Origin of the sequence: Idiomarina sp. OT37-5b (assembly GCF_002968395.1) — a bacterium.
Classification (GTDB): Bacteria; Pseudomonadota; Gammaproteobacteria; order Enterobacterales; family Alteromonadaceae; genus Idiomarina; species Idiomarina aquatica.
The window spans coordinates 1,906,282-1,932,012 of sequence record NZ_CP027188.1 but is presented as its reverse complement, the minus strand read 5'-3'; the positions used below and the strand labels follow the sequence as shown (position 1 = coordinate 1,932,012).

Annotated in this window: 28 protein-coding genes, 2 tRNA genes and 1 pseudogene; 17 read left to right on the top strand and 14 right to left on the bottom strand. The window is 50.6% G+C overall.

All coding sequences use genetic code 11. The features are described 5' to 3' along the window. The gene (hisG, locus tag C5610_RS09080; RefSeq protein WP_105306886.1) at positions 1–894 is read right to left on the bottom strand and encodes an ATP phosphoribosyltransferase; all 894 of its coding nucleotides are present in this window, start codon (positions 892–894) and stop codon (positions 1–3) included. A gap of 376 nt (positions 895–1,270) precedes the next feature. Here hisG and C5610_RS09075 point away from each other — a divergent pair, with 376 nt between their 5' ends. From C5610_RS09075 to C5610_RS09025, 11 genes are all read left to right on the top strand, one after another. After that, positions 1,271–1,528: a hypothetical protein gene (locus C5610_RS09075; protein WP_105306885.1), complete on the top strand. Its 258-nt coding sequence runs from the start codon at positions 1,271–1,273 to the stop codon at positions 1,526–1,528. 145 nt (positions 1,529–1,673) lie between these two features. Continuing rightward, positions 1,674–3,611: an ATP-dependent DNA helicase gene (locus C5610_RS09070; RefSeq protein WP_105306884.1), complete on the top strand. Its 1,938-nt coding sequence runs from the start codon at positions 1,674–1,676 to the stop codon at positions 3,609–3,611. Beyond that, on the top strand, positions 3,586–4,329 hold the full coding sequence (gene tsaB / locus C5610_RS09065) for a tRNA (adenosine(37)-N6)-threonylcarbamoyltransferase complex dimerization subunit type 1 TsaB (RefSeq protein ID WP_105306883.1): 744 nt from the start codon (positions 3,586–3,588) through the stop codon (positions 4,327–4,329). The genes C5610_RS09070 and tsaB overlap by 26 nt, the downstream gene beginning before the upstream one ends. 73 nt (positions 4,330–4,402) lie before the next feature. Continuing rightward, positions 4,403–4,702, top strand: coding sequence for a hypothetical protein (locus C5610_RS09060; protein ID WP_105306882.1), 300 nt, complete (start codon positions 4,403–4,405; stop codon positions 4,700–4,702). A 27-nt stretch (positions 4,703–4,729) separates the two neighbouring features. Further along, on the top strand, positions 4,730–5,323 hold the full coding sequence (locus C5610_RS09055) for a Slp family lipoprotein (RefSeq protein ID WP_105306881.1): 594 nt from the start codon (positions 4,730–4,732) through the stop codon (positions 5,321–5,323). Continuing rightward, positions 5,323–6,204, top strand: a complete 882-nt coding sequence (locus tag C5610_RS09050; protein ID WP_105306880.1) for an alpha/beta fold hydrolase — start codon at positions 5,323–5,325, stop codon at positions 6,202–6,204. Before C5610_RS09055 ends, C5610_RS09050 begins: the two co-directional genes overlap by 1 nt. Before the next feature lie 85 nt (positions 6,205–6,289). Next, the gene (fadD, locus tag C5610_RS09045; RefSeq protein ID WP_105306879.1) at positions 6,290–7,960 is read left to right on the top strand and encodes a long-chain-fatty-acid--CoA ligase FadD; all 1,671 of its coding nucleotides are present in this window, start codon (positions 6,290–6,292) and stop codon (positions 7,958–7,960) included. Next, positions 7,957–9,117: a ribonuclease D gene (gene rnd, locus C5610_RS09040; protein ID WP_105306878.1), complete on the top strand. Its 1,161-nt coding sequence runs from the start codon at positions 7,957–7,959 to the stop codon at positions 9,115–9,117. The genes fadD and rnd overlap by 4 nt, the downstream gene beginning before the upstream one ends. Before the next feature lie 21 nt (positions 9,118–9,138). Then, positions 9,139–9,384, top strand: a complete 246-nt coding sequence (locus C5610_RS09035) for a YcgL domain-containing protein (RefSeq protein ID WP_105306877.1) — start codon at positions 9,139–9,141, stop codon at positions 9,382–9,384. After that, positions 9,381–10,424 (top strand): lytic transglycosylase domain-containing protein, encoded by a 1,044-nt coding sequence (locus C5610_RS09030; RefSeq protein ID WP_262339837.1) that lies wholly within the window; start codon positions 9,381–9,383, stop codon positions 10,422–10,424. The genes C5610_RS09035 and C5610_RS09030 overlap by 4 nt, the downstream gene beginning before the upstream one ends. Positions 10,425–10,432: 8 nt before the next feature. After that, positions 10,433–10,876, top strand: a complete 444-nt coding sequence (locus C5610_RS09025) for a YcgN family cysteine cluster protein (protein ID WP_105306875.1) — start codon at positions 10,433–10,435, stop codon at positions 10,874–10,876. Here C5610_RS09025 and dsbB read toward each other — a convergent pair. Then, on the bottom strand, positions 10,856–11,371 hold the full coding sequence (dsbB, locus tag C5610_RS09020) for a disulfide bond formation protein DsbB (RefSeq protein ID WP_105306874.1): 516 nt from the start codon (positions 11,369–11,371) through the stop codon (positions 10,856–10,858). The two genes, C5610_RS09025 and dsbB, sit on opposite strands and share 21 nt — an antisense overlap. A gap of 149 nt (positions 11,372–11,520) precedes the next feature. Between dsbB and fadR the strand changes: the two genes are divergently transcribed. Then, positions 11,521–12,231, top strand: coding sequence for a fatty acid metabolism transcriptional regulator FadR (gene fadR / locus C5610_RS09015; protein ID WP_105306873.1), 711 nt, complete (start codon positions 11,521–11,523; stop codon positions 12,229–12,231). Between the two features lie 80 nt (positions 12,232–12,311). Here fadR and C5610_RS09010 read toward each other — a convergent pair whose 3' ends face one another. Continuing rightward, positions 12,312–12,893, bottom strand: coding sequence for a superoxide dismutase (locus C5610_RS09010; protein WP_105307771.1), 582 nt, complete (start codon positions 12,891–12,893; stop codon positions 12,312–12,314). A 201-nt stretch (positions 12,894–13,094) separates the two neighbouring features. Between C5610_RS09010 and C5610_RS09005 the strand changes: the two genes are divergently transcribed. Beyond that, positions 13,095–13,436 carry a Grx4 family monothiol glutaredoxin gene (locus C5610_RS09005; RefSeq protein ID WP_105306872.1) on the top strand — a complete coding sequence of 114 codons (342 nt, stop codon included), beginning with the start codon at positions 13,095–13,097 and terminating at the stop codon, positions 13,434–13,436. Between the two features lie 116 nt (positions 13,437–13,552). Further along, positions 13,553–14,158: a peroxiredoxin gene (locus C5610_RS09000; protein ID WP_105306871.1), complete on the top strand. Its 606-nt coding sequence runs from the start codon at positions 13,553–13,555 to the stop codon at positions 14,156–14,158. A 52-nt stretch (positions 14,159–14,210) separates the two neighbouring features. Here C5610_RS09000 and rnt read toward each other — a convergent pair whose 3' ends face one another. After that, positions 14,211–14,846: a ribonuclease T gene (rnt, locus tag C5610_RS08995; protein ID WP_105306870.1), complete on the bottom strand. Its 636-nt coding sequence runs from the start codon at positions 14,844–14,846 to the stop codon at positions 14,211–14,213. Positions 14,847–15,004: 158 nt separating this feature from the next. On the opposite strand from rnt, the gene C5610_RS08990 reads away from it, so the two are divergent. Continuing rightward, a complete protein-coding gene (locus C5610_RS08990; protein WP_105306869.1) occupies positions 15,005–15,928 on the top strand; it encodes a flagellar protein MotY in 924 nt (307 codons plus the stop codon). Here C5610_RS08990 and nth read toward each other — a convergent pair. From nth to rsxA, 7 genes are read right to left on the bottom strand one after another with little or no spacing between them, the layout of a single operon-like run. Then, a complete protein-coding gene (nth, locus tag C5610_RS08985; RefSeq protein ID WP_105306868.1) occupies positions 15,925–16,560 on the bottom strand; it encodes an endonuclease III in 636 nt (211 codons plus the stop codon). The two genes, C5610_RS08990 and nth, sit on opposite strands and share 4 nt — an antisense overlap. Positions 16,561–16,564: 4 nt before the next feature. After that, on the bottom strand, positions 16,565–17,257 hold the full coding sequence (locus tag C5610_RS08980; protein ID WP_105306867.1) for an electron transport complex subunit E: 693 nt from the start codon (positions 17,255–17,257) through the stop codon (positions 16,565–16,567). After that, entirely contained in the window at positions 17,250–17,909 is a 660-nt protein-coding gene (gene rsxG, locus C5610_RS08975) for an electron transport complex subunit RsxG (protein WP_105306866.1), read from the bottom strand. Before rsxG ends, C5610_RS08980 begins: the two co-directional genes overlap by 8 nt. Then, positions 17,899–18,969 carry an electron transport complex subunit RsxD gene (gene rsxD, locus C5610_RS08970; protein WP_105306865.1) on the bottom strand — a complete coding sequence of 357 codons (1,071 nt, stop codon included), beginning with the start codon at positions 18,967–18,969 and terminating at the stop codon, positions 17,899–17,901. Before rsxD ends, rsxG begins: the two co-directional genes overlap by 11 nt. A 2-nt stretch (positions 18,970–18,971) precedes the next feature. Beyond that, entirely contained in the window at positions 18,972–20,600 is a 1,629-nt protein-coding gene (gene rsxC / locus C5610_RS08965) for an electron transport complex subunit RsxC (RefSeq protein WP_105306864.1), read from the bottom strand. A gap of 9 nt (positions 20,601–20,609) precedes the next feature. Further along, a complete protein-coding gene (rsxB, locus tag C5610_RS08960) occupies positions 20,610–21,194 on the bottom strand; it encodes an electron transport complex subunit RsxB (RefSeq protein ID WP_105306863.1) in 585 nt (194 codons plus the stop codon). Then, the gene (rsxA, locus tag C5610_RS08955) at positions 21,191–21,775 is read right to left on the bottom strand and encodes an electron transport complex subunit RsxA (protein WP_105306862.1); all 585 of its coding nucleotides are present in this window, start codon (positions 21,773–21,775) and stop codon (positions 21,191–21,193) included. The genes rsxB and rsxA overlap by 4 nt, the downstream gene beginning before the upstream one ends. A 185-nt stretch (positions 21,776–21,960) precedes the next feature. Between rsxA and C5610_RS08950 the strand changes: the two genes are divergently transcribed. Beyond that, positions 21,961–22,509, top strand: coding sequence for a phosphatase PAP2 family protein (locus C5610_RS08950; RefSeq protein WP_222842993.1), 549 nt, complete (start codon positions 21,961–21,963; stop codon positions 22,507–22,509). Between the two features lie 18 nt (positions 22,510–22,527). Beyond that, positions 22,528–23,376, top strand: a pseudogene (locus C5610_RS08945) (glycosyltransferase family protein); the annotation flags it as partial. A gap of 176 nt (positions 23,377–23,552) precedes the next feature. Here C5610_RS08945 and C5610_RS08940 read toward each other — a convergent pair. The 3 genes from C5610_RS08940 to C5610_RS08930 all read right to left on the bottom strand — a co-directional run bounded on the left by C5610_RS08940 (position 23,553) and on the right by C5610_RS08930 (position 25,698). Next, positions 23,553–23,629: transfer RNA gene (locus C5610_RS08940), tRNA-Asn, on the bottom strand. 29 nt (positions 23,630–23,658) lie between these two features. After that, positions 23,659–23,735: transfer RNA gene (locus tag C5610_RS08935), tRNA-Asn, on the bottom strand. A gap of 769 nt (positions 23,736–24,504) precedes the next feature. Beyond that, a complete protein-coding gene (locus C5610_RS08930) occupies positions 24,505–25,698 on the bottom strand; it encodes a pyridoxal phosphate-dependent aminotransferase (protein ID WP_105306861.1) in 1,194 nt (397 codons plus the stop codon). Positions 25,699–25,731 lie beyond the last annotated feature (33 nt).

The window sequence follows — 25,731 nt, the reverse complement described above, 5'->3', positions numbered from 1 at the left end:
TTAGCCCATCATTTTCTCAATTGGCAGCACTAGAATCGAGCTACAACCAATCGCTTTAAGATCTTCCATGGTTTCCCAGAACAGCTTTTCGGTACTGACCATGTGTACCGCAACTTGTTCATCGGTGTGGCTCAGCGGCAACACCGTCGGGGTTTCCGCGCCCGGCAATAAGGCAATCACTTCGTCAAGCGCGGCTTTGGGGGCGTGCAGCATGATGTACTTACTTTCTTTTGCCAGTTGTACACCATCGATTCGTGGCAGTAATTGGTCAATCATTGCCTGTTTTTCCGGTGATAACGGCTCGTTACTTTGAATCAATTGCGCCTGCGAACGGAAAATAACTTCTTTTTCCACCAAGCCATTGGCTTCCAGCGTGGCTCCGGTAGACACCAAATCACAGATAGCATCAGCTAACCCAGCGCGCGGCGCCACTTCAACGGAACCGGTAAGGTTGACGTTCTTAGCACTGACGCCGTTGTCTTTTAAATAACGTTGCAACAGGTAGGGGTAGGTGCTGGCGATACGCTTACCGTTAAGGTCAGACAGCTTTTCAAACGGCGTTTCGCGGGGCACGGCGATGGATAACCGGCAACCACCAAACTCCAGTGGCCGTAGCGGCTTGTATTCGGCAGCGTCGCCGACGGCTTCGCGCTCTAAGCGAACTTCCTCTAATACGTTCTCGCCGACCAGTCCTAAGTCGACGACGCCGTCCATGACCAGACCCGGAATGTCATCATCACGTACACGCAATAGATCGATAGGGTGGCTGGTGCTGTGAGCAATTAAACGCGCTTCGTTGATGCTGAACTTAACGCCACAGGCGTTCAGCAGTGCCAGCGACTCTTTACTCAGTCGTCCCGATTTTTGAATGGCGATGGTTAAACGTTCGGTCATAATTGCTCCTAAAATTAAAAAACCCTTCGAAAGTCGGCCTTTCGAAGGGTTGTATAGTCATGCGAAAGGCTAGCGTTATTCGGCTAGCCCATAGACAAACTGATGGCTAGCCCATGTAAAACCAATGATGATGGTGGTGCTGGCGCATTTCAGTTTGCATTTCGCGACTCCAATGTGGGTGATTAACAAATAAGTTGTATAGCATGATAACGACTCACAGGATAAATGCAACCCTCAGGTTAAATTTAATCCAGCCGATAAGGTTGAAAAGAGCCGGTTAAAATTTGTACAAATGGAAAAGGGTCTGTATACTGAAAACGAGGTCTGAGCCTGAGCTCAGTCCTACCGAGGCAACCCGTCAGCAGAGAGAACGAACGTGGCAAACTTCGATGCAATGGTACCTTTGATTCCGCGTGATGCGCGTATTCCGATCGATCAGGATCGCGAGCAATTGCGCGTCAATCAGGTAGAAAAAACCAAAGAAGTGGCTAAAATCAGTGATGAGGAAAGCAATACCATCACCGATAACGACGCTCGTCGTCAGTCCGGCAAGCAAGGGTCACAACAGCAGCAAAATGCGCCGCAGCAGGATGCTGACGGCGATAATGATGGTCATATTGATACCTACGCCTAAGCCATTCTCCCGTTATCTGCCGTCAACCGAGCCAGGGCGGCTCGAATCAATAAACACAATTGCCAGTTCGATCACGCGTGTTGCTGTGTCATAATGCCCGCCTAATTTGAGTGTTCAGATAAGACCTTAGGAAGCAGTGCCTGTTATGAGTAAAGTCGCCGACGTGTTTAAACCGGGTGGGCAACTGTCGGCCGCTATTGATGGCTTTCAGCCGCGCGATGCGCAGCTTGAGATGGCTACGGCCATAGAAAAGACCATTCGCGCCGGCCGTCAGTTAGTGGTGGAAGCCGAAACCGGCACCGGTAAGACCTTTGCCTACCTGGCGCCGATTCTGCTTGCCAAAGAAAAAGCCATTGTTTCGACGGGCACTAAAAACCTGCAGGAACAGCTGTTTCATCGCGACCTGCCAACGCTGCGTAAAATTCTTGCCCCAAAGAAAGTGATTGCGCTGCTAAAAGGCCGTGCCAATTATTTGTGCATTTATCGGCTGGAACAGGCGCAGCAGCAGGCAGGGCAGTTGCCAAAAACAACCCAGCACCAGTTGTTAAAAGTTAAGCGCTGGTCAACCATGACCCGCAGTGGCGATATTGGCGAACTCAACGAACTGCAGGAAGACGCACAGGTGATGCCGCTGGTTACCAGCACCAAAGATAATTGTCTGGGCCGTGACTGTCCGGTTTACGACGAGTGTCACCTGGTTACCGCCAGAGAAGAAGCCAAAAAAGCCGATATTGTGGTCGTCAATCACCATCTGTTTTTTGCGGATCTTGCGGTGAAAGATACCGGCTTTGGCGAAATTATTCCTAACAGTGATGTGGTGGTATTTGATGAAGCGCATCAGGTACCGGACATTGCCAGTCAGTATTTTGGCGATGCGATATCATCACGCCAGCTCACCGAACTGTGTGAAGAAGTAACTCGTTTGTGTCTGACTGAGCTGAAAGATTTGTCTCAGGCGACGCAAATGGCACGTACCTTTGAACAGGTGGTGAAGGATTGGCGACTGCAGTTTCCCCGCGATCCAATGCGCGGCAACTGGCGGGAATGGCGGCAGCAGGATGCCATGCAAGAAGCCACCAGTCGGGTTCAGGAAAAATTAGAAACCTTGGTGCAAGTGCTGCGGACGGCACGTGGTCGCCACAAAGACATGGATAACCTGATTGAACGAGCCGAAGAATATTTAAGCTTGTGGCAGCAGTTAATGGATACCGACGAAACCGGCTATAGCTACTGGTTTGAGACCACGGTTCGGCATGTGGTGCTGCACCAGACGCCGTTAAGTGTGGCAAAAAAATTCGGCGGCTTAGTGCGGCATAGCCAGCGTTCCTGGGTATTTACCTCGGCAACCATCGCAGTCAACGAAAAGTTTGAGCACTTTACCCATCGGCTCGGTATCTACGATGCTGAAACGTTATTATTAGCCAGTCCTTTCAATTTTGCCGAGCAGGCGCTGTTGTGTCTGCCGCGCTACTTGCCGGAAGCCAATGACTATAATCGTCATACGCTGCTGGCTGATATTGCGCAGCAGTGCATAGACCATAATCACGGCGGTACCTTTTTGTTATTTACCAGCCACCGAATGCTGCAGCAAATGGCGGACTTTTTACGCGATCGTATTGACCGTAAAGTACTGGTGCAGGGCGACGCCGGTAAAACGGAGTTGATTAATCAGTTCACTAAGGCCGCCAACGCGGTATTACTGGGAACATCCTCGTTCTGGGAAGGGGTCGACGTGCGTGGCGATGCGTTACGTTGCGTCATTATCGATAAACTGCCCTTTGCATCTCCCGATGATCCGTTGTTAAATGCCCGCGTTGAAGACGCGCGCTTACGTGGCGTCGACGCGTTCAGTACCATCCAGCTACCACAGGCTATTATCGCGTTAAAGCAGGGGGCCGGACGGTTAATCCGTGACCAGCGTGATCGCGGTGTGCTGATTGTCTGCGATAACCGGCTGGTAAACCGCTATTACGGCGCACGATTTTTAAAAAGCCTGCCGCCGATGGCGCGCACCCGGGATCTGCAGAAAGCTTTAGATTTTTTAGACGAGAGCAACCATGACAAACACACTACTGGCAATTGATACTTCAACCGAAAATTGTTCGGTTGCCCTGTTGGCCGGCGATCAACTCTATCAGCGGGTACAAGAAAGTCCGCGGGAACATTCACAACGGCTGTTGCCTTTTGTGGATGACGTATTGGATGAAGCCGGCTTAACTCTTGCGGATGTGCAGGGGCTGGTGGTTGGCAGTGGCCCGGGCAGTTTTACCGGCGTACGTATAGGCGTGTCGGTTGGTCAGGGGTTAGCCTTTAGTGGTCAGTTTCCCGTGTATCCGGTGTCGAGTCTGCAGGCGCTGGCGCAAAAGAGCATTCGTTGTAACAGCGCGGCTACCGTTGACAAAGGTCATCAGCCGCCGCAACTGGTGTTAGCCTGTATTGACGCGCGGATGTCAGAAGTTTATTACGCGCTGTACGAAAACGTAAATGGTATTGCCGTGGCGATAACCGAACCGGCCGTCGCCAAACCTACCGCGGCGTTGTTCAGGGAACCGCTGCTGGCGCTGAATCTGAACGGTGACGAGAAGGTAACCACCGCCGGAACCGGGTGGGATAACTACAGTGAGCTACTGACGGCTGATTTACCGTTAAGCGTCAATTTAAGCAACGATTGTCGTTTGCCCGAAGCGCGCGATATGTTGACGTTGGCTCAGGCCGGACAAGCGAATGCGGTTGATGCGGAGGCGCTGGAGCCTTTATATGTACGCAACGAAGTGACCTGGAAAAAGCTACCCGGACGTTAATTTTTGTGGATGACTTGGCATAAGCAGCGGAACTCGCCATAATGAGATCAGTCAAAGTAATGAGTAGCGAGCGGTGAATATAAACAGTATTGGCCTACAACCCGTTGATCGCTTTGCGTCCAAGGCACCGCAGCGAGTGCAGCCGGTTGCTGATAACGCTGAGCAACGCGCATCGGAAACGGCACGGCGCAACGATGTGGTTGGGCCGGCTGATAACGGTCGTCAGCGCGCACAACGCTGGCAACAGCTTAATACATTTTATGATGCACCTCCGCCGTCATCGCGGCGCGCGCTGGAAGCCTATCAGGGCGTCCAGTTGAACGAGCGCAGAGAAGAAGTGAAATCAATGTTTGGCGTTGATCTCTACGCCTGACAGGTCGTCATCAACAAGGGTGGTTATATGAAGAACAGCTTGATTTTTGTTACGGCGCTTTTGCTGGCGGGCTGTACCACGATTCCTGAACCTATTAACACAGCGGAAGACGTACCGTTAGTGAGCTATTCCGCCGCGCTGAATAACCCCGAACAAGTGGTCGGGCAACAGGCGCGTTGGGGCGGTGTTATCGCGGATGTACGCAACGCTGAAGATGAAACCATTATCGAAATGGTTAACTTCTCGTTGAAAAGTTGGGGACGTCCGTTGGTCAGTGATGACAGTAATGGTCGGTTTCTTGCCATTATCGATGGTTTTGTCGATCCGGAAGTGTATCAACCGGGACGCAGCTTAACGGTGTTAGGCACCGTTCAGGAAACGCGTATCGGTAAGATTGATGAATATACCTATCGCTATCCGGTGTTGAAGGCGACAGGGTACTATTTGTGGCCGAAGGAAAAACCAAAAATTGAGGCGCAAATCGATTACTCACCACTGTGGTTCCGGCATAACTTTTATGCCCCTTACCCGTATCGTCCTTATTATATCCCGCGGCCGCCCATTTCCAACGACGGTGGGTCAGATAAAAACTCTGGAAGTCCGAGTAAAAACCGTCACTAATGGCTGGACAGTTTCGTGAAACGCTCGCCGCCGCGACGGCGGTGAGCTATAAGTTGCCGTGGGGAACGGTACGCGGACTTTGCTGGGGAGATCCTAAAAAAGTACGGGTTATTTGTACTCATGGTTGGCTTGATAACGCCCACAGTTTTTTACCCATAGCACATCACTGGTCACGCAGAAAGGGTGGTTTATTGGCGTTAGACTGGGCCGGACATGGGTTATCCGATCACCGTCCGCCCGGCACACATTACCATTTTATTGATTATGCCTATGATCTGTGGACATTGCTGGAACAACAGAACTGGCAGGATATCGTATTAGTCGGGCACTCGATGGGCGGTTTTGTCAGTAATGTGGTGGCCAGTTTATGCTCACAACGATTGCGTCACCTGTTGTTGATCGAAGCCTTTGGGTTACTGGTCAGTGACGGTGAAGACGCGCATCAACAGTTGCTCAGCGGATTTCAGTCACGGCAAAAACTCAGCGGGTCTAAGTGGCGGGACTACAGTGAATTGAGCAGCGCGGTTGAAGCGCGGATGAAATCTGCCGATTTTTCTCAACCGTTGGTCGAAATACTGGTGCAGCGAGGTTGCTATCGAAACCCGCAGGGGCGCTGGCAATGGCGCGCCGATCCCCGGGTAAAAGCGACTTCACCGTACCGTTTGCCGGCGTCGACGGTAGAGCAACTACTTCAGCAAATTTCTACCCCTATCACCTTGATTCGCGGTGAAAAAGGCTATGACAAAGTGGAACCGGCGATCGCTCGCTGGGGACATTGCGTGGAACAATTGAACGTTCACCGCGTTGCCGGTGGACACCATGTACATATGGAAAATCCAGAGCCTTTTGCGCGGCTTATCGCCGATATTACTGCATCTTAGCAACTAGGATTAACTGGTCGGATATGCGATGATGCGCGTACAACTATAAACATAATAATAGAAACTATTCGATTCGGAGCCTGATATGGATAAAATTTGGCTGAAAAACTACCCTGCAGGGGTGCCAGAAACTATCGATCCAGACCACTTTGCCTCGCTCGTTGATATTCTCGAAATGAGTGTAGACAAGTACGCTGATAAAGTTGCTTTCGTCAACATGGACCGTGAGATGAGCTTTGCCGAGTTGGGTGAAAAAGCTCAGCAATTTGCAGCGTATTTGCAAAGTACGGGCTTGAAAAAGGGTGACGCCGTTGCCGTAATGATGCCTAACTTGTTGCAGTACCCGGTCGCTTTATTCGGTATTCTGGCGGCAGGCATGACGGTGGTTAATGTGAATCCACTATACACGCCACGGGAACTCAAGCATCAACTGACCGACTCCCATGCGAAAGGCATCGTGATTCTGGAAAATTTCGCGCATACCCTGGATAAAGTGCGGGCTGAAATTCCCGAATTGCAGCAGGTGATTACCACACAAATTGGCGATATGTTACCGGCGCCCAAGCGTTGGATCGTCAACGTTGTGGTTAAGTACGTGAAACGTATGGTAGAAGGACACAACCTTAAAAAAACCATCGACTTCAACGGAGCCTTGGCGAAAGGTGCTTCGGCGTCTTACCAGCGACCAGAAATTAGCGGTGACGATTTAGCGTTTCTGCAATACACCGGTGGCACCACGGGCGTGGCCAAAGGCGCGATGTTATCGCACCGTAATATGGTGGCGAACCTGGAACAGGTTTCCTCGGTTATTACGCCGATTATGAGCGACGGTGAAGAGATCATCATCACCGCGTTACCGCTGTATCATATTTTCGCGTTAACCGCGAATTGCCTGACTTTTATTAAACACGGCGGGCGCAATATTTTGATCACAAACCCACGTGATATGCCGGGTTTTGTGAAAGAGCTTAGCAAGTACAAATTCTCGATGATTTCTGGTGTGAATACCTTGTTCAACGGCCTGTTGAATACCCGCGGCTTCAAAGACCTGGACTTTTCCAATCTGAAGGTAGCGCTGGGCGGGGGAATGGCGGTACAAAAAGCAGTCGCTGAACACTGGGAGCGGGTAACCAAGTCGCGCTTACTGGAAGGTTATGGCTTAACTGAGTGCTCGCCGGTAGTTACCGTTAACCCATACGACATCGAGCACTATACCGGTAGCATCGGTTTGCCGGTACCCAGTACGGAGATGAAAATCTGCGATCCTGAAACGGGTGAAGAACTGCCAATTGGCGAGCCGGGAGAACTGCACGTAAAAGGTCCACAGGTTATGGTCGGCTATTTGAACCGCCCTGACGCGACTGCAGAATCCATCAAGGACGGTTGGTTTGCAACCGGCGACATGGCCACCTGTGACGAGCGCGGCTACTTCAAAATTGTCGATCGCAAAAAAGACATGATTTTGGTGTCCGGTTTTAACGTCTACCCTAATGAAATCGAGGACGTGCTGGCGGAGCATCCAAAAATTCTGGAGTCGGCAGCCATCGGCGTACCACACGAGTCATCGGGTGAAGTGGTAAAAGTCTTTATTGTTGCCAAAGACAAATCATTGACCGAGCGTGAAGTCATTGAGTTCTCGAGAGAAAACATGACCGGCTACAAGGTGCCGAAACTGGTTGAGTTTCGCGATGAATTACCGAAATCGAACGTCGGTAAAATTTTACGTAAAGAATTGCGCGATGAGGAAAACGCTTGAGTCTGATAGATGTTCCTAAGTCGGTACTTGATTATCAGTTAATCGATACGACCGATGCCTTGCAGGACTTTTGTGAATCAGCCCGCTCTGCGGGCTGGTTTGCAATTGACAGTGAATTTGTACGACAACGTACCTATTACGCCAAACTGGGGTTGCTTCAGGTTCATGCGGCCGGCACCACGGCGGTGATTGACCCGTTAGTGAAACTGAATTTGGCGTCGTTATGGCAGTTGATTGCGGACCCGGCTGTGACGTCCGTATTGCACGCGGGTGGTGAAGATATTGAACTGTTTTACAATCAGTCCGGTAACGCGCCGCAACGTATTTTTGACACACAAATTGCTGCGGGCTTTTGCGGGCTCGGTAGTGCCATGGGCTACGCCAAACTGGTGGAGCAATTGTGTGGCGGAGTGGAGTTGGATAAAAGTTTATCGCGCACCGACTGGCTGCGGCGCCCGTTAACCCCGCAACAATTGGACTATGCGGCTGCCGATGCCAGTTACTTATCAGCGATGTATCCCTATTTGCTGCGCTTGTGTGAAGATAAAGACGTACTGGACATTGTGCTGGCGGAAAGTCGGCTGCAAGTCGAAAAACGTACTCAGGAAATCGCGCCGGATTTACTCTATCTGTTCATTGGCAATGCCTGGCAACTGAACCCGCAACAGCTAGCGGTGTTACAGCGCTTAACGGCGTGGCGTCAGCGTAAGGCACAAAGTCGTGATATGCCGATTGGCTTTGTCTTCAAGGATGGCGTGCTGCTGGAGTTGGCGCGTCGTCAGCCGAGCTCAGAGAAGCAACTGCACGGGATTGATGGACTGCCACCGTTGACGCGGAAGTATTCCGGTGCCGAACTGATAGAAGTGATTCAGGATAGCCGACAACGGCCGCAGAGCGACTATCCGGCGCCGTTGCAACGCTTAGATGACATGCCGGGCTACAAAGACGCGGTGAAAACAATAAAACAGGGTATTCAGCGAGTGGCGACGGAACTGGATGTTGACCCGGTGCTGATTGCCTCACGCAAGCAAATCAATGACTTTTTAAACTTCCATTGGCAATTTTCATCGCATCAACAACAACGGCTACCGCAGCCAGATTTAAAGCAGGGTTGGCGCTGGCGCCTTCTTGAGGCAGAATTAAGTGGTTTAATTTAGGTTGTACGGGAGGTACCACGGATGCTGTGTGACGTATTTAGCAGTCGGCGTAAGGCGGATACCTATCTGTATTTGCAGCATGGCGCTGACTTTGACGATGTGCCGGAAGCGCTGCGAGAGAGCTTTGGGCCACCGACAAAAGTATTGACGGTTAACTTAGCCAAGCGCGATCAACTGGCGCGAATTTCTTCGGCGGATTTGATAAAACACCTCAAAGAAACTGGGTTTTATCTTCAACTCTCCCCTCAGCAGGAGTCACTCAAGTGAATAAATTTTCGATGTTAGGCGCGGCGGCGGTGGTCGCCTCGCAATTATTGGTCATGCCATTAGTGAATGCCGCAGGGCACGATCCTGAAGACGGTGAAAAACACAGTCACGAACAGGATAAAGCACAGGTTCAGCAACAGTTTAACGACTATGTTGCCAAGCTCAAACAGGAAGCCCTGGCAGCCGGCTATCAGCAGCAAACGTTGGATTTAGCCTTCGCCGACGTTGAGTACTATCAGCGAGCGGTTGAACTGGATAAGAATCAGCCGGAATTTAAACTGACGTTGGACACCTATCTGCCGCGCGCAGTGCCAGAATGGAAAGCCGACAAAGCGCTGGAAAAATACCGTGAACATCAGCAACTGCTGGAAAAAATTGGCGCAGAGTATGGGGTTCAGCCTCGCTTTATCGTCGCCCTTTGGGGGATCGAAACCAATTTCGGGTCGTTCACCGGTGGCTTTAAGGTGGTTTCTGCGTTAACCACGCTGGCGTTCGACGGCCGTCGTGAGGCGTTTTTCAAGAAGCAGTTATGGGAAGCGTTAACCATCATTGAAGAAGGGCACATTAAGCCTGAACAGATGAAAGGCTCATGGGCCGGCGCTATGGGACAAACCCAATTTATGCCGAGCTCGTTTATGAGCTATGCGGTCGATTATGACGGCGACGGTAAAAAGGACATCTGGAACAGTTACGGGGACGTGTTCGCGTCGGCGGCGAATTACCTGAAATCCGTTGGTTGGCGTGATGACGTCACCTGGGGCCGGCAGGTACAGTTGCCTGAAAATTTCGATACCACGCTGGCGGATTTGGATGTCAAAAAGTCACTGGATGAATGGCAGGCACTAGGGATCACGCGCATGGATGGTTCGGCACTGCCTAACCGTAATGATATCAAAGCTTCTGTGGTGATTCCTGACGATAAAGAAGGACGCGTTTATCTAGCGTATGCTAATTACGACGCGCTGATGCGCTGGAACCGTTCACATTATTTCGTTGCCGCGGTTGGCTATTTATCTGACCGTATTCGCTTTCCTCGATAGTGGCGGTAATGGCCTGGTATGACAAGCCACTTGAGCGCCTCTCCAACGATGAGTGGGAGGCGCTGTGTGACGGCTGTGGGCAGTGTTGCTTAAATCAACTGCAGGACGAGCAGGACAACCTCTATCAAACCGATGTCGCTTGTCGTTTGCTGGATACCGGCAAAGCACTTTGCAAAGACTATGCAAACCGCACCCAACGGGTGCCGGAATGTGTGCCGTTAAGCCCCGATAATCTGGCGCAAGTGTATTTCATGCCGAAAAGCTGTGCTTATCGATTGCGGGCGCAGGGTCAAGCACTTCCCGATTGGCATCCGCTTCGGCATGGAGGAGATAAAACGCCAATGAAAAAGGCCGGCTACCACGTTGCCGGCCGTTGCATCAGCGAGTCCGAGTTTGCTGGCGAACTTGAGGATCGGATTGTGACCTGGCCGCTACTGCCGGCCTCGGATTAAGTGCAGTAACGCAACAATCACCGCTAAGCTCAGCAAGCCGGCGAAGATAAAGGTCATCCAGCCGGGCATGCCCATCCCTAAAAAGGCCCAGTCGATATCGCCACACAGGCCCGGTGCGGCAAAAAAGCCAGGAATCCACTCGTGTAAGGGTAACCAGGCCGGAAAATTAGGCGCGCTTTCGCACACCGCAAAGAATGCGTTTTTCGACGTTTGTAAATCCCAGTGATCGTAGGCGATGCGCAGGCCTTCAAATGCGGCATAGCCCCATCCTAAAAGACCCAGCCAACGTGTCAGCCAAAATTTATAACCTAAGCCGCCAACCAGTGCCGCCAGTGCAATACCCAACACCGCTGCACGTTGATACACACATTTTACGCAGGGCTCCAATCCCATGCCGTGTTGAAAATACAGTGCGATAACAAACAGCAACATGGTGCCGAGAAAAAGCAGCAGCCAGGGAGTCTGGCGGGCAGGCCATTGGGCAAGCGGGGTCATGATCAGTCCTTTTGTTGATTTGGTTATAAAAATGCGCCTAAACCTTACCGAACTGACGTCATGATGTCGATATAAAGCGTGCGCCTTGCTTGTCCGACCTCATAGAAGGCTGGTAGAATTCAGGTATTGTTTCGCAGACAGGCAAAAGAATGATTATAAAAGCAAAAAGCCCCGCGGGGTTTGCTGAAGAATATATTGTTAAATCAATTTGGAATGGTCATTTTGCACCGGGCACCATTTTGCCGGCCGAACGCGAGCTGTCAGAGTTGATTGGTGTTACTCGAACCACGTTGCGCGAGGTATTACAGCGGTTAGCCCGTGACGGTTGGCTGACCATTCAGCACGGCAAACCGACCAAGGTGAATAACTTCTGGGAAACGTCCGGCCTTAATATTTTGGAAACGCTGGCACGGCTGGACGAAGACGGCATGCCGGAACTGGTTGATCAACTGTTATCTGCACGCACCAACATCAGTGCTATTTACATTCGTGCTGCAATTCGTCATAACCCGGCGCGGGCTCTGGCATTGTTAGAGCAGGCCGCGGATCTGGATGATGACGAAACCGTATTTGCGGAATTTGATTATCAGTTGAACCACGACATGGCCATGGCGGCTGATAATCCGATTTACGTACTTATCCTTAATGGCTTTAAAGGGCTTTATTCGCGCATTGGTCAATATTATTTTTCCTCGCCGGAAGCGCGTCAGCTCGCCCGCGATTATTACGCGAATTTGGCGGCGGTGGCCAAACGTGGTGATTACAACGAGTCAGTTAATCTGGTGCGTCGTTACGGTTACGAATCGGCAGAAATTTGGCACAGCTTACGTGGTGATATGCCGGAAGATTTGGTCGATTAGGCTTTGCGCTTTAGGCTGCGCGGTGTGGGCTTCGCGGTATAGGTAACTTGCGCCTGGCGGCGCAAGTTACGGTATGGGGATTACGCGAAGTTTTTGTTCACGAAGTCCCAGTTAACCAGTTTCCAGAACGCTTCCAGATAGTTAGGGCGTGAGTTGCGATAGTCGATGTAATAAGCGTGTTCCCAAACATCAACCGTCAGCAGCGCTTCTACGCCGTCATGAGCCACTGGGGTGTCGGCATCGTCGGTGTTCAAGATGTCAACAGAGCCATCAGATTTTTTCACTAACCACGTCCAGCCTGAACCGAAGTTACCGGCCGCGCTGGCGTTGAATTCTTCCTGAAACTTCTCGAAAGAACCCCATTTGGCATTGATCGCATCAGCGATTGCGCCAGTAGGAGCGCCACCGCCGTTTGGCGACAGACAGTTCCAGTAAAAGGTGTGGTTCCAAACCTGTGCGGCGTTGTTAAACAGACCACCTTTTTCAGATTTGATGATGTCTTCCAGTGATTTGCTTTCTAAATCAGTACCTTTAACGGCATCGTTGAGCTTGCTTACATAAGTAGCGTGGTGCTTGCCATAGTGGTATTCAAGCGTTTCTTCAGAGATGTGCGGTTCCAGGGCGTTCTTCTCGTAGGGAAGAGCGGGAAGTTCAAATGCCATAATGTCCTCTCCATAGTTTTCTTTTTGCAAAAAGCAACTTACACAATAGCGAAAGTGCAAGCTCATTAGTAGTACTCACTACGATATATAGGGACGATTGGTTTCATTTTCAAGGCAGAAATTGTAACTTGCGTCTGCTATAATACTTGAGTATTTTAATCAACCATTAGCAGTCACCGAGACGTTAGAAATAGAGGTCCTATGGAAACCATCGATAAGATTAAACAGCAAATTGCTGAGAACCCAATTCTTTTATACATGAAAGGTTCGCCTAAGCTACCAAGCTGCGGCTTCTCATCGCAAGCTTCACAGGCGCTGATGGGCTGTGGTCAGCCGTTTGCCTATGTCGACATTCTACAAAATCCGGACATTCGCGCCGAATTACCGAAGTATGCTGACTGGCCAACGTTTCCACAGCTGTGGGTAGAGGGTGAGTTAATTGGCGGATGTGATATCATTATTGAGATGTTCCAGAATGGCGAACTACAACAATTGATCACAGAAGTTGCTGAGCGCCACCCGGAGCCAACAGAAAAGGAATAAATCAGCAAACAGGTTGGGGCGGGTCTTGAAATCGATCCAACTGACCCCCATCCTCGTACTGTACTGATTTAACGCTTTAGTTAAGCTACTTTCATATCAACAAATGGAGAGAATCAATGGCTGTATTAGTAGGTCGTAAAGCACCTGATTTCACTGCCGCAGCAGTATTGGGTTCAGGCGAAATCGTTGAGAATTTCAAACTGTCTGACCACATCAAAGGCAAAAAAGCGGTAATCTTTTTCTACCCGCTGGACTTCACGTTCGTATGCCCTTCAGAATTGATCGCATTCGACAAGCGTTTAGAAGAATTCAACAAACGTGGTGTGGAAGTAATCGGTGTCTCTATCGATTCTCAGTTTACTCACAACGCATGGCGTAACACTTCAACTGACGCTGGCGGTATCGGTCAGGTTAAGTACCCACTGGTTGCTGACGTTCGTCACAGCATCTGCAAAGCGTACGATGTTGAGCACCCAGAAGCCGGTGTTGCTTTCCGTGGTTCATTCCTGATCGACGAAGACGGCGTTGTGCGTCACCAGGTTGTTAACGATCTTCCATTAGGTCGTAACATCGACGAAATGCTGCGCATGGTCGATGCTCTGAACTTCCATCAGAAGCACGGTGAAGTTTGCCCTGCGGGCTGGGAAGAAGGCAAAGAAGGTATGAAAGACAACCCTGAAGGTGTTGCTGCTTACCTGTCGAAGAACGCTGACAAACTGTAAGTTAGTGTTGAGTTGATAAGAAACGCCGCTGATGAGCGGCGTTTTTTTATGTCTAGTCGTTGGCGCGTGGCCAACCACCCAGCACTTTCCACTCATTGACCATCCAACAGAACAGCTCTGCAGTGCGCTCGGTGTCATAAATGGCCGAGTGAGCCTGTTGTTGATCAAAGGCAATGCCTGCCGCTTTGCACGCTTTTACCAGCACCGTCTGGCCCAGAGTTAAAGCCGCCAACGAGGTGGTATCAAAGCTCACAAAGGGATGAAACGGATTGCGTTTAATGTTGCTCCGCTCAGCGGCTGCCATCATAAAACTGTGGTCAAAGTTGGCGTTGTGACCGACCAGTACTGAACGTTGGCAACCTGCCGCTTTCTGCGCTTTACGAATGGGTTTAAACATTTCTTTTAATGCCACATCTTCGGCGATGGCACCGCGCAGCGGTGAGTGAGGGTCGATACCGTTAAAATCAATGGCTGCCTGTTCGATGTTGGCACCTGCAAAGGGCTCAATATGGTAATGCAACGTTTCCGTTGGTTTTAACCAACCGTCATCGTCGAAGTCCAGCAACACCGCGGCGATCTCCAGTAACGCATCCTGGCGGGGGTTAAAACCGCCGGTCTCGACATCAATAACAACCGGTAGATAACCTCTAAATCGCTGTTTCATTAAAGACTCTGTTGAGTCGGACATGCGCGCTCCATTTGCCTGGTAATTACGAAAGTTGCCATAGTATGCCAAAAACCACCGGTGGTTGTCGCCTTAACCGTTAAAGGATTCGCGGTGACGGCCGATAGCACTGATAGAAAACCGGTGAGCTTAAGCATTTAATTTGTACGGTAGGAACCAATATGCCAGTAATTAAAAACTGTCGCCTCAAACACACTCTGGTCGCCAACACGGTTGTTGCGGTGCTGGGGTTGCTGACTGTTCCTGCAGGTTCGGCAAACGCGGTACGCCATTATAGCGCTAACCTCGACAACTCTATGTGGTATCTGGCCGAAAACAGCCGTCTTGAGTGTGGTCTTGAGCACACCATTCCGCGGTATGGCAAAGTAGAATTTAACAGCGAAGCGGGTAAGCAGCTCAATCTGCGTATGCAACTGGATATGCAGCAACTGCCAGATGGTTATGGGGTTGCAAAAATTGAGTCGGTAGCGCCGCGTTGGCAGCCAGGACAAGCGACCTACGCGCTCGGTGATATGCAGTTTTACAAACAGTTTGACGGTGAGATACAAAAGCAAATGGCGTGGACACTGTTGTCTGAATTGGAAAAAGGACGCTACCCCACGTTCTATTATCAAGATTGGTATAACCAAACTGATACCGTAGCCGTGGCTTTGTCCTCGGTTAATTTCCGAGATGCCTATGATGCCTTTCGCAGTTGCATTAACGCGTTACTGCCGTTCAGTTTTGAAGACATTGCTTACACGGTGTTGAATCATGAAGATGACAGTGAAAAACTGACGCCGGCGTCGCAGCGTAAACTGGAACAGATCAGTCAGTATCTCGCCGTAGACGACGAATTGGAGCTGGTACTGGTGAATGCCTACACCGACGCCCTTGGCGCCCGAGAACCCAATCAGGAATTGTCAGAGAAACGCGCGGAAGAAATTAAAAATTTCTTTGTCGAACGTGGCATCGCGGAACAACGCATCGAAACGGTTGGGCATGGCGAAGACCGGCCAATAGCCGGCAATGCCAATGCGCTGGATCGGGCGAAAAACCGCCGCGTGGTGGTGCGGCTGTCAAAACCTACCGGGGTGCAGCTCTAGTCGCTGGTTTTCTGCTTAAATTCGCAGAGGTCTTCGATCACGCACGAGCCGCAGCGGGGTTTCCGCGCGACACAGGTGTAACGGCCATGTAAGATCAGCCAGTGGTGCACATCCACTTTAAATTCTTTGGGCACTACTTTTATCAGCTTTTCTTCAACGTCTTTGACGTTTTTACCCGGAGCCAGTCGGGTACGGTTCGACACGCGGAAAATATGCGTGTCAACGGCGATAGTGGGCCAGCCGAAAGCGGTATTGAGAACGACATTCGCGGTTTTACGCCCGACACCGGGCAGTGCTTCGAGTGCCTCGCGGCTTTCTGGTACCTCGCCCTGATACTTTTCCACCAGGATCTTGCAAGTCTTATAGGCATTCTCGGCTTTCGAGTTAAACAAGCCGATGGTCTTAATGTGTTCCTTGATGCCATCAACGCCTAATGCCAGCATTTTCTCGGCGGTCGGCGCGACTGGAAATAATTTACGGGTGGCTTTATTAACACCGACATCCGTTGCCTGCGCCGACAATAACACCGCAATCAGCAACTGAAATGGCGTTTCGTATTCCAGCTCGGTGGTGGGGTTTGGGTTGTGTTCCCGTAAGCGACTTAAAATTTGATAACGTTTTTCTTTATTCATACTGTTACGACTCTGCGGTGACTCGTGCACGAGTGACCGTTTTCTCAATTTTTTCTGCTTTAGCCTCACGTTTGGCATCAATCCAGTTCTTACCGGCAATAATAAAACCCAGCCCGATAAAGGCTCCCGGTGGTAAGATCGCCAGCAGCAACGGGTAATTGACTTCAAATAATTCAATACGCAGCTGCGCTGCCCAGTCGCCAAGCAACAGTTCAGCACCGTCAAACAGGGTGCCGTTGCCGATAATCTCCCGCATTCCACCCAGTAACATCAACACTAAGGCAAAACCGACGCCCATAACCAAACCGTCAAAGGCTGCTTTGGGCCATGGATTTTTCGAGGCGTAGGCTTCAGCACGACCAATGATCGCACAGTTGGTCACAATCAATGGAATGAAGATGCCAAGTGACTGGTACAACTCGTAAACATAGGCGTTCATCAGCAGTTGGATGATGGTAACAAAGGTTGCGATGACCATCACAAATACTGGAATTCGAATTTCTTGTGGTACCCATTGGCGTACCAGCGATACGGTAATATTCGAGCCGACCAGTACGAACAAGGTGGCTAAGCCCAAGCCCATGGCGTTGGTGATTGAAGCGGTGACCGCCAGCAGTGGACATAACCCCAGCAGTTGCACCAGCGCCGGGTTATTTTCCCACAGCCCCTGGCGGGTAAGTTCTTTAAATTCATTCATCGCTGACCTCCATTACCTGCTCCTGCTGACAGCGGGGCAAGTCGGCGGCAAACAGCGTGTCGCTGTTTTGCTGTAAAAATAATGTTGCCCGCTTAACCGCCTGAACGACGGCACGAGGTGTGATGGTGGCACCGGTAAATTGGTCAAACATGCCACCGTCACGTTGCACTGCCCAACGTTTATCGTCGGCCGAACGAACCCGTTTACCACTAAAGGAACGGATCCAATCGCTTTTTTGTGTTTCTATTTTGTCACCCAGTCCCGGCGTTTCCTGATGCTCTAACGTGCGAACGCCCAGCACGGTGCCATTGGGATCGATAGCCAACAGCAAACGAATAGCCCCTGAATAACCGTTAGGGGCGATAATTTCAGCGGCCAACGCACTGCGTCGGTCATCGTTAAATGCACGATACAGAGCGGTAGGCTCTGATGTGCCCAACGCCGGTTCTTGGATCAGCCGGCAAGACTGATAAAGATCGTTATCGTGTAAGGTTGATGGAATAATTTCATTAAGACTACGAAGCGTCTGAGCGCGCTGCTGTGCCTTTATACGATCCTCGGTGAGTGCTTCTACTGCCAACACCAAAAACGTCGCTATAATCGCAAATAGCGCTAATAACAGCCCATTTTTTTGCATTGTTTTAGTTGCCATTATGATCTCCCCGCGCATGACCATAGACCGTTGGCCGAGTGTAACGATCGATCAGCGGCACACTCAGGTTCGCCAGCAGGACGGCAAAGGCAACGGCATCAGGATAGCCGCCCCAGCTTCGAATCACCCAGATAAGGAAACCAATCAACAGGCCAAACACCAGGCGTCCTTTCGGTGAGGTAGCCGCTGAGACCGGATCGGTCGCAATAAAAAACGCACCAAGCATGGTGGCGCCACTGAGCGCGTGAAACAGCACTCCGGGCATCACCGATGGGGCCAACAGGTGAGCAACGAAAGCCGGGATTAATAAGCCGGCCAGCAAGCCGACCGGAATATGCCAACTGATGATCCGCCGTTGCAGCAGGATTGCCCCGCCAAGCAGAAAGGCCAAGTTCACCCATTGCCAGCCGACACCGGCGAGCACACCAAACTGCGGGCGTTGAAAGATTTCGTCCAACGTATAGCTTTGCGAGAGAGCGGTTTTGACGCTATCGAGCGGGGTTGCCATGGTCACTCCGTCGATGTTGGTGCGCAGTTGCTCGACGCTGTAGCCCGCCGGCGTGTATTCAAACAAGATGGTGTGCAGTGTCTGCCATAAACTTAAGTCGTGGCTGCTGATGGTTGCAGGCGGCAGCCAATTGGTCATTTGTACGGGGAAGGATACCAACAGCAACACATAGCCGGCCATTGCCGGATTAAACAAGTTCTGTCCCATTCCTCCGTATAACTGTTTTACGACGATGATCGCAAAGGCGGTACCGATGACGATGATCCACCAGGGGGCGAGGGAAGGAATGGAGATGGCCAACAGTACGGCGGTGACCAGCGCGGTATTATCGCGCAGCGCTGAGCGTGCATCACGATTGCGGGCCATCATGCACAAGCTTTCAGCAAGATAAGCGGTGACGATGGCAAGGATCAACTGAAACCAAACACCGGCACCAAAAAAATAGCTTTGTACTAAAAGGCCCGGTAGCAGGGCATAGCATACCCAACGCATCATTCCGCTGGTGCTTTGCTGGCTATGCCCGTGCGGGGCGGCGGCAATGCGAAAACTCATGTTCAGGTGTCCTTATCACTGGATTCTTGCTGAGCGGCTTGCTGTGCCGCTTTTTTCGCTTTAGCGCGGGCAATGGCCGCGGCTACCGCGCTGGATTTATCCTGCGCTGGCTTGGTAGCGGCAGGTTGGTCTGCGGCTGGCGCAGATTGTTGTGCCTTTTCCTGTTGCATTTTTTTACGCGCTTCGGCGGCTTTACGGTGGCGTTCAAGACGCTCCTGTTTTTCCCGTTCAAGCCGTTGCTGACGGCGTTCAAAACGTTGCCGGGCCAGTTCTGCTTTGGCTTTTTCACGGGCAATGTTGCGTATCTCCGCTTTCGCTTTGCGGTAGTAATGCACCAGCGGAATTTCGCTGGGACAAACATAGGCACAGGCACCGCATTCGATACAGTCAAACAGATTATGCTGCTCAAGCGCATCGTAATCTTTGGCTTTGGCTAACCATTGCAACTGCTGCGGTTGCAGCGTAGCAGGGCAGACTTCAGCGCAGGAGCCACAGCGAATGCAGGCCATTTCCGCTTGCGCCGGCGGTAATTCCTCCAGCGTTGGTGTCAGAATGCAGTTGGTGGTTTTAATCACCGGAACAGCCGTCACCGGAAGCGTAAAGCCCATCATAGGCCCGCCCATGATAACGCGGGTTTCTTCCTCGGCCTGAAAATTACCCTGTTGCAACAGGTGGTCGATGGGGGTACCTAACAAAGCCCAGACATTACCTGGATTATGCATGCACTCACCGGTTAGGGTCACCACGCGTTCCAGCAAGGGTTCGCCGTCAATGATTGCGCGTTTTACGGCGTAGGCGGTACCGGTGTTCTGCATCAACAGACCGACATCGAGGGGCAGCTGATTGTGCGGCACTTGAGCACCGGTAAGCAGTTCGATCAATTGCTTCTCACCGCCTGAAGGGTATTTTGTCGGCACCACGCGCAAGCTAATATCGTCGATGCCGGTAATGGCATTACGCATGCTCTCGATCGCTTCCGGTTTGTTGTCTTCGATGGCTAACAAAACCTGTTCCGCATTACTGACGTATTGCAGAATCTGAATGCCGCTGACGATCTCGTCGGCCTGTTCACGCATCAGCCGGTCATCAGCGCAAATATAGGGTTCACACTCAACACCGTTAATGATGAGGTATTGGATAGGCTTTTGCGACGCCAGTTTTTGTGCCGTCGGAAAGCCGGCGCCACCCAGGCCGGCAATGCCTGCAGCCTGAATATGTTCGATGAGGGTGGCACGATCCTGTTGCCGAAAGTCCGGCAACGGCTGTTTGGGTCCCCAGCGGTCGTCACCGTCGGGCGTGATCACTATCGCCATTTCCGGTAACCCCGATGCATGGGCCGTCGGACGTTCTTCAATAGCGCTGACGGTGCCGGAGGTCGGTGCGTGCAATGGCAATCCCTGGCTGAGCTTTGCTTCGGTCAGTTGCTGTCCTTTTAAGACGTTGTCGCCCACCTTGACCAAACACTGACCGGAAGGACCGATGTGCTGACGCAGTGGTAACACCAGTTCGGCCGGTAATGGCAGGCGTCGCAGGGGTTGCTGGTTGGCCGGTGATTTGCGTTCCGGCGGGTGAATGCCGCCCGGGAATTGTCCGATCAAGCCGGCTTCGACAAATGACTTTATATCTCGCATACCGTTCCGTTACTCCACCATTTTGACCGGAATGTTATCTGCCATCGATACATTAGCTTTCACTGACTTGAGATCCCATTGCCAGGTTTCCGGCTTCGCTTTTACCGGTACCATGTCAATACAGTCAACCGGGCAGGGTTCAACACAAAGGTCGCAACCTGTGCATTCGTGTTCAATGACGGTGTGCATTTGCTTGGCCGCACCAAGAATGGCGTCGACCGGACAGGCTTGAATGCATTTGGTACAGCCAATGCATTCATCTTCCCGAATCACGGCTACTTTTTTCACGTCCTCGGTACCGTGTGCAGCGTCGAGGGGTTTTGCTTCCACGCCCATGAGATCGGCAAGTTGTTTAATGGTTGCCTCACCACCGGGTGGACACTTGTTGATGTCATCGCCATTGGCAATAGCTTCAGCGTAGGGACGGCAGCCGGGGTAGCCACATTGGCCACACTGTGTCTGCGGCAAAATCTCATCGATCTGATCGACGATGGGGTCGCTTTCGACCTTAAACTTAACCGCCGCAAAGCCTAAAATAATGCCAAAGATCAGTGCCAGAACACCGATCGCTATCAATCCCACGACAATACTCATGAACTAACCACCAAACCACTAAAGCCCATAAATGCCAGTGACATTAATCCCGCTGTTACCATGGCAATAGCAGACCCTTTAAATACCTGAGGCACATCCGCTGCTGCCAAGCGTTCGCGCAATGCAGAAAATAAAATAAGAACTAGTGAAAAACCCAACGCAGCCCCTAAACCGTAAACAATGGACTGGACAAAATTGTGTTGTTCGTTGATGTTCAGGAGAGCGACACCCAGTACCGCACAATTGGTGGTGATGAGTGGAAGAAAAATGCCCAACAGGCGATACAATGTAGGACTGGTTTTATGCACAACCATTTCGGTAAATTGCACCACAACGGCAATGACCAAGATAAAACTCAGTGTTTGCAGCGCCATCAGATCCAATGGCTCCAATAAATATTGGTTGACCAGATAACTGCAGACCGAAGCCAGGGTTAATACGAAGGTCGTGGCGGCCGACATCCCAATAGCGGTGTCGAGTTTATTAGAAACCCCCATAAACGGACACAATCCCAAAAACTTCACCAACACGAAGTTATTGACGAGTACGGTCCCAACCAATAGCAGTAGATAGTCGGTCATGGCTCCTTCCGAATGGTTAAAAAACAGTGCGTATTATCGGTGTTTTAACGCGGATAAACAACAGACAGAACGCCGCGCTACCGGGTTTTTTGTGGATTTGTCACGATTTTGTCAACAAAGTGTCGCCCTAATGCAATATCTGCCTCGCATAGTACCGTTACGAACGTGCAATTCGAGGAATCATCATGTTGATGTTATTGGCGTTGCAACGTCGTGTTCATCAGTGGGATCAACGCCTGTTTTTTCGCGTCTCACGCTGGCGAACCCGCCGCTTTGGCGCCGGTGCGTTTCGACTGTTATCAGCAACCGGCGATGGCTACTGGTATGGGATATTGGCACTGGTCATTACGCTGTCGCTGCAATTGAGCTGGCAGTACTTTCTGACGCTGGCCTTAGCGTTCGCGATTGAGCGCCCGTTGTATTGGGTACTGAAAAACAGTTTTAAACGCGACCGTCCCTCAGCCCATGCACTACCGGTAAAGGCATTATTCAATGCCCACGACCGCTTTAGCTTTCCTTCCGGACACACCTGCGCCGCGTTTGTCTTTGTAACGGTCAGTGCGCTCCATTTTCCCGACGCTGCGCCATTGTCATGGATATGGGCGACCGCCATCGGCATTTCAAGGGTCGCTGTTGGCGTACATTACCCGACCGATGTTGTCGCCGGAGCCTGCCTCGGTACGGCAATTGCTGAATTCACCTTGTTCATTATCGCTACCTACCCATTGTTCTAACCAACCGACGGAGTTGCTATGCGCATCCTATTTGGCATCCAGGGAACAGGAAACGGCCATTTGAGCCGCTGCCATCGAATTGCAACCGAGCTACAAGATTTGCCGGTCGACGTTGATTATTTGATTTCCGGACGCAAGCCATCGCGGCTTTTCAGTACCGAAGTTTTTGGTCACTTCAGTCACCGTCGGGGGCTGACCTTTGCAACTGAGCGCGGACGTTTAAGGCCGATGAAAACGCTAATGAGTAATTCATTGCCACAATTCATGAGCGAAGTGCGCCAGTTGGACCTCTCGGCTTATGATCTGGTGGTTTCTGATTTTGAGCCGGTAACGGCTTGGGCAGCAAAGCTGCAGCATAAACGTTGTATTGGTTTGGGTCGGCAGTATGCGTTTCGCGAAGCGGCTCTGTATCGCCAGTTAAAACCCTGGCATCGCAGCATCATTGATTACTTTGCTCCGGCCTCAGAGTGGTTAGGTATGCATTGGCAACCTTTGGGCGATTGTTTACCGCCGGTGGTGCGTCGTCATGAGCAGGCGCCGGTATCAGAAAAGCAGATCTTGGTTTATTTACCGTTCGAGGATCTGTATCAGGTGATTGACGCCTTATTGCCCTATACCGATTACTCGTTTTCGGTATTTCATCCTGCCATTCATCGGGCAAAATATTTCGCCAGTGACCATATTATGGGGTTTCCGGGATCTCGCGAAACCTTCGCAGAGCAACTGGCGCTGGCGTCAGGAGTTATTGCCAATGCGGGCTTTGAAACCACCTGTGAGGCGTTAAATCAAGGGAAGCAATTAGCGGTTAAGCCATTAGCCGGACAATTTGAGCAAGCCTGGAATGCAAGGCTGTTAGCGCAGGATCATCGCGCACAGATTTTAACACGGATAGACGATACGGTGATTGGTGATTGGTTAGCACAAATAAATCATAAAGCTGCGCCTGCGGCATTACAGTGGAGTTATGTCGATAAAGCCGTCGCTGAGTGGCTTGCCGATGGTGCCAAGCAATCTAAACAGGATTTGTGTAATACACTTTGGAGTGGCTCCCCAGGTTGGATTCGAACCAACGACACATGGATTAACAGTCCACCGCTCTAACCAACTGAGCTACTGGGGAATCGCTATTGAGATGATGTCGGGAGTGATTGGCTCCCCAGGTTGGATTCGAACCAACGACACATGGATTAACAGTCCACCGCTCTAACCAACTGAGCTACTGGGGAACAACTCTCAACGGCTGCGAATATTAAAGAGGTTGGGCGGGGGTGTCAACTACTAGCAATGGATTTTTTGCTGCTTTTGGTTTGATTGGCGAATATTTCTCCGTTACTAAAGCCCAGACGTTGTTATGTCTACTTTAAGCTACAAAAAGATGGGTTTTGTATCGTAGCCTCTATTAATCCGATTAATAGACAATGTCAATGTTCTGTCACAAAGCTGACTATGATCATGATCATATAGGCTGTTGGATGTTTATTATCCACAGTTCGCTGAATCCTTTGTCAGCAATAGCCTACAGGATCTTATCCACGGATTCTGTGGATAACCCTGTGTTTAACTCTGTGAAAGAGTATGTTTGATGCGGGATGCAGCGATAATTTTGGTCTGGTTAGATTTTGGCTTAATTAAAATATATGCTTGTAAAACAATTAGTTAGATTATTTTTCTGGAATTCGCTATTGACAACTCGCGGACTCCGGCTAGATAGCATGAAGTTTCAGCAACTTGTGTATTTCTTATAAAAACTGTTGTTTTTCTAACCGCTGATTATGCCATTAGGAGCGTCGTATAAATGCGATGGGCGGGTGTTGAAGGAAGCGTTAACGAAAACGAAACGATGAAAATAAATTGTTAAATTGTAATAAAAATGTCGCAAGAAAACGGCGGATAAAATGCTTCTTTTCGTCTGCGAAGCTTAAATTAAACACAAAAAAATAGGCAGTTAATCGTCTTAACTGCCTATCATGAGTATTTTATCTTGTTTTCTCAGACTTAACCGGCCTGTGCAGCGGCAAACTGACTGATCCGCTTAACCGCTTCCTGTAGCACGCTCAGGCTGGTCGCAAACGATAAACGACAGTAGCCGTCGGCACCAAAAGCTGAACCCGGTACTAATGCCACTTTCGCTTCCGTTAATAGCTTTTCACAAAGAGCAACATCGGTACTGACACCGGCTTTTGCCATCAGTTCTTCAATGTGGGCAAAGGCATAAAACGTTCCGTCACCGGCGACACAGCGAATGCCGTCAATGTCATTCAGGGCATTGACCAGATAGTCATGGCGCTTTTTAAACTCAGTGATCATGGTGTCAATACAGGATTGGTCACCGTTGAGAGCTGCTGCCGCAGCGTATTGGCTGATGCTGGTTGGGTTTGAGGTGCTCTGCGACTGGATTTTTTTCATTGCCGCAATAATGGTTTTAGGACCTGCTGCGTAGCCAATTCGCCATCCGGTCATGGCATAAGCTTTGGAAACACCCGACAAAATAACGATACGGTCTTTTAAGTCGGGCGCAACCATGGCCAGATTCGCAAAGGTGTTTTCCGGCCATAAAATGTGTTCATACATGTCGTCAGTGGCGATAAGAACGTGCGGGAAATCACGCAAGACGTCAGCTAACGCGCTTAACTCTTCTGCCGTGTAAGCTGTACCGCTCGGGTTTGAAGGGCTATTGATGAACATTAACCGTGTTTTAGGGGTAATGGCGTCGCGCAACTGCTGTGGGGTAATTTTAAAACGTTGCTCAATACCGGCACTGACAATGATTGGGTTGGCACCGACCAGTTTGGTCATGTCCGGATAAGAAACCCAGTAAGGTGCCGGGATCACGACATCATCGCCCGGGTTAAGCCAGGCGCTGAGTAAATTAAAAATGCTGTGTTTGCCGCCGGCCGAAACAATGATTTCATCAGCCTGATAAGTCAGTTGGTTGTCACGCTTAAATTTATCAATGATGGCTTGTTTCAGTTCACTGATGCCATCAACAGCAGTGTACTTAGTGTGGCCATCCTGAATCGCTTTGATGGCGGCATCTTTGATAAACTGAGGGGTATCAAAGTCCGGTTCACCCACACCAAGCCCAATCACATCATGACCCTGTTGCTTCAGTTCATTGGCTTTTTGAGTGACAGCGAGGGTCGGCGAAGGTTGGATCGAATTGACGCGATCCGACAGTTGATAATCCACGGCACATCCTTTTATCAAAGTAGGTTCGTATGA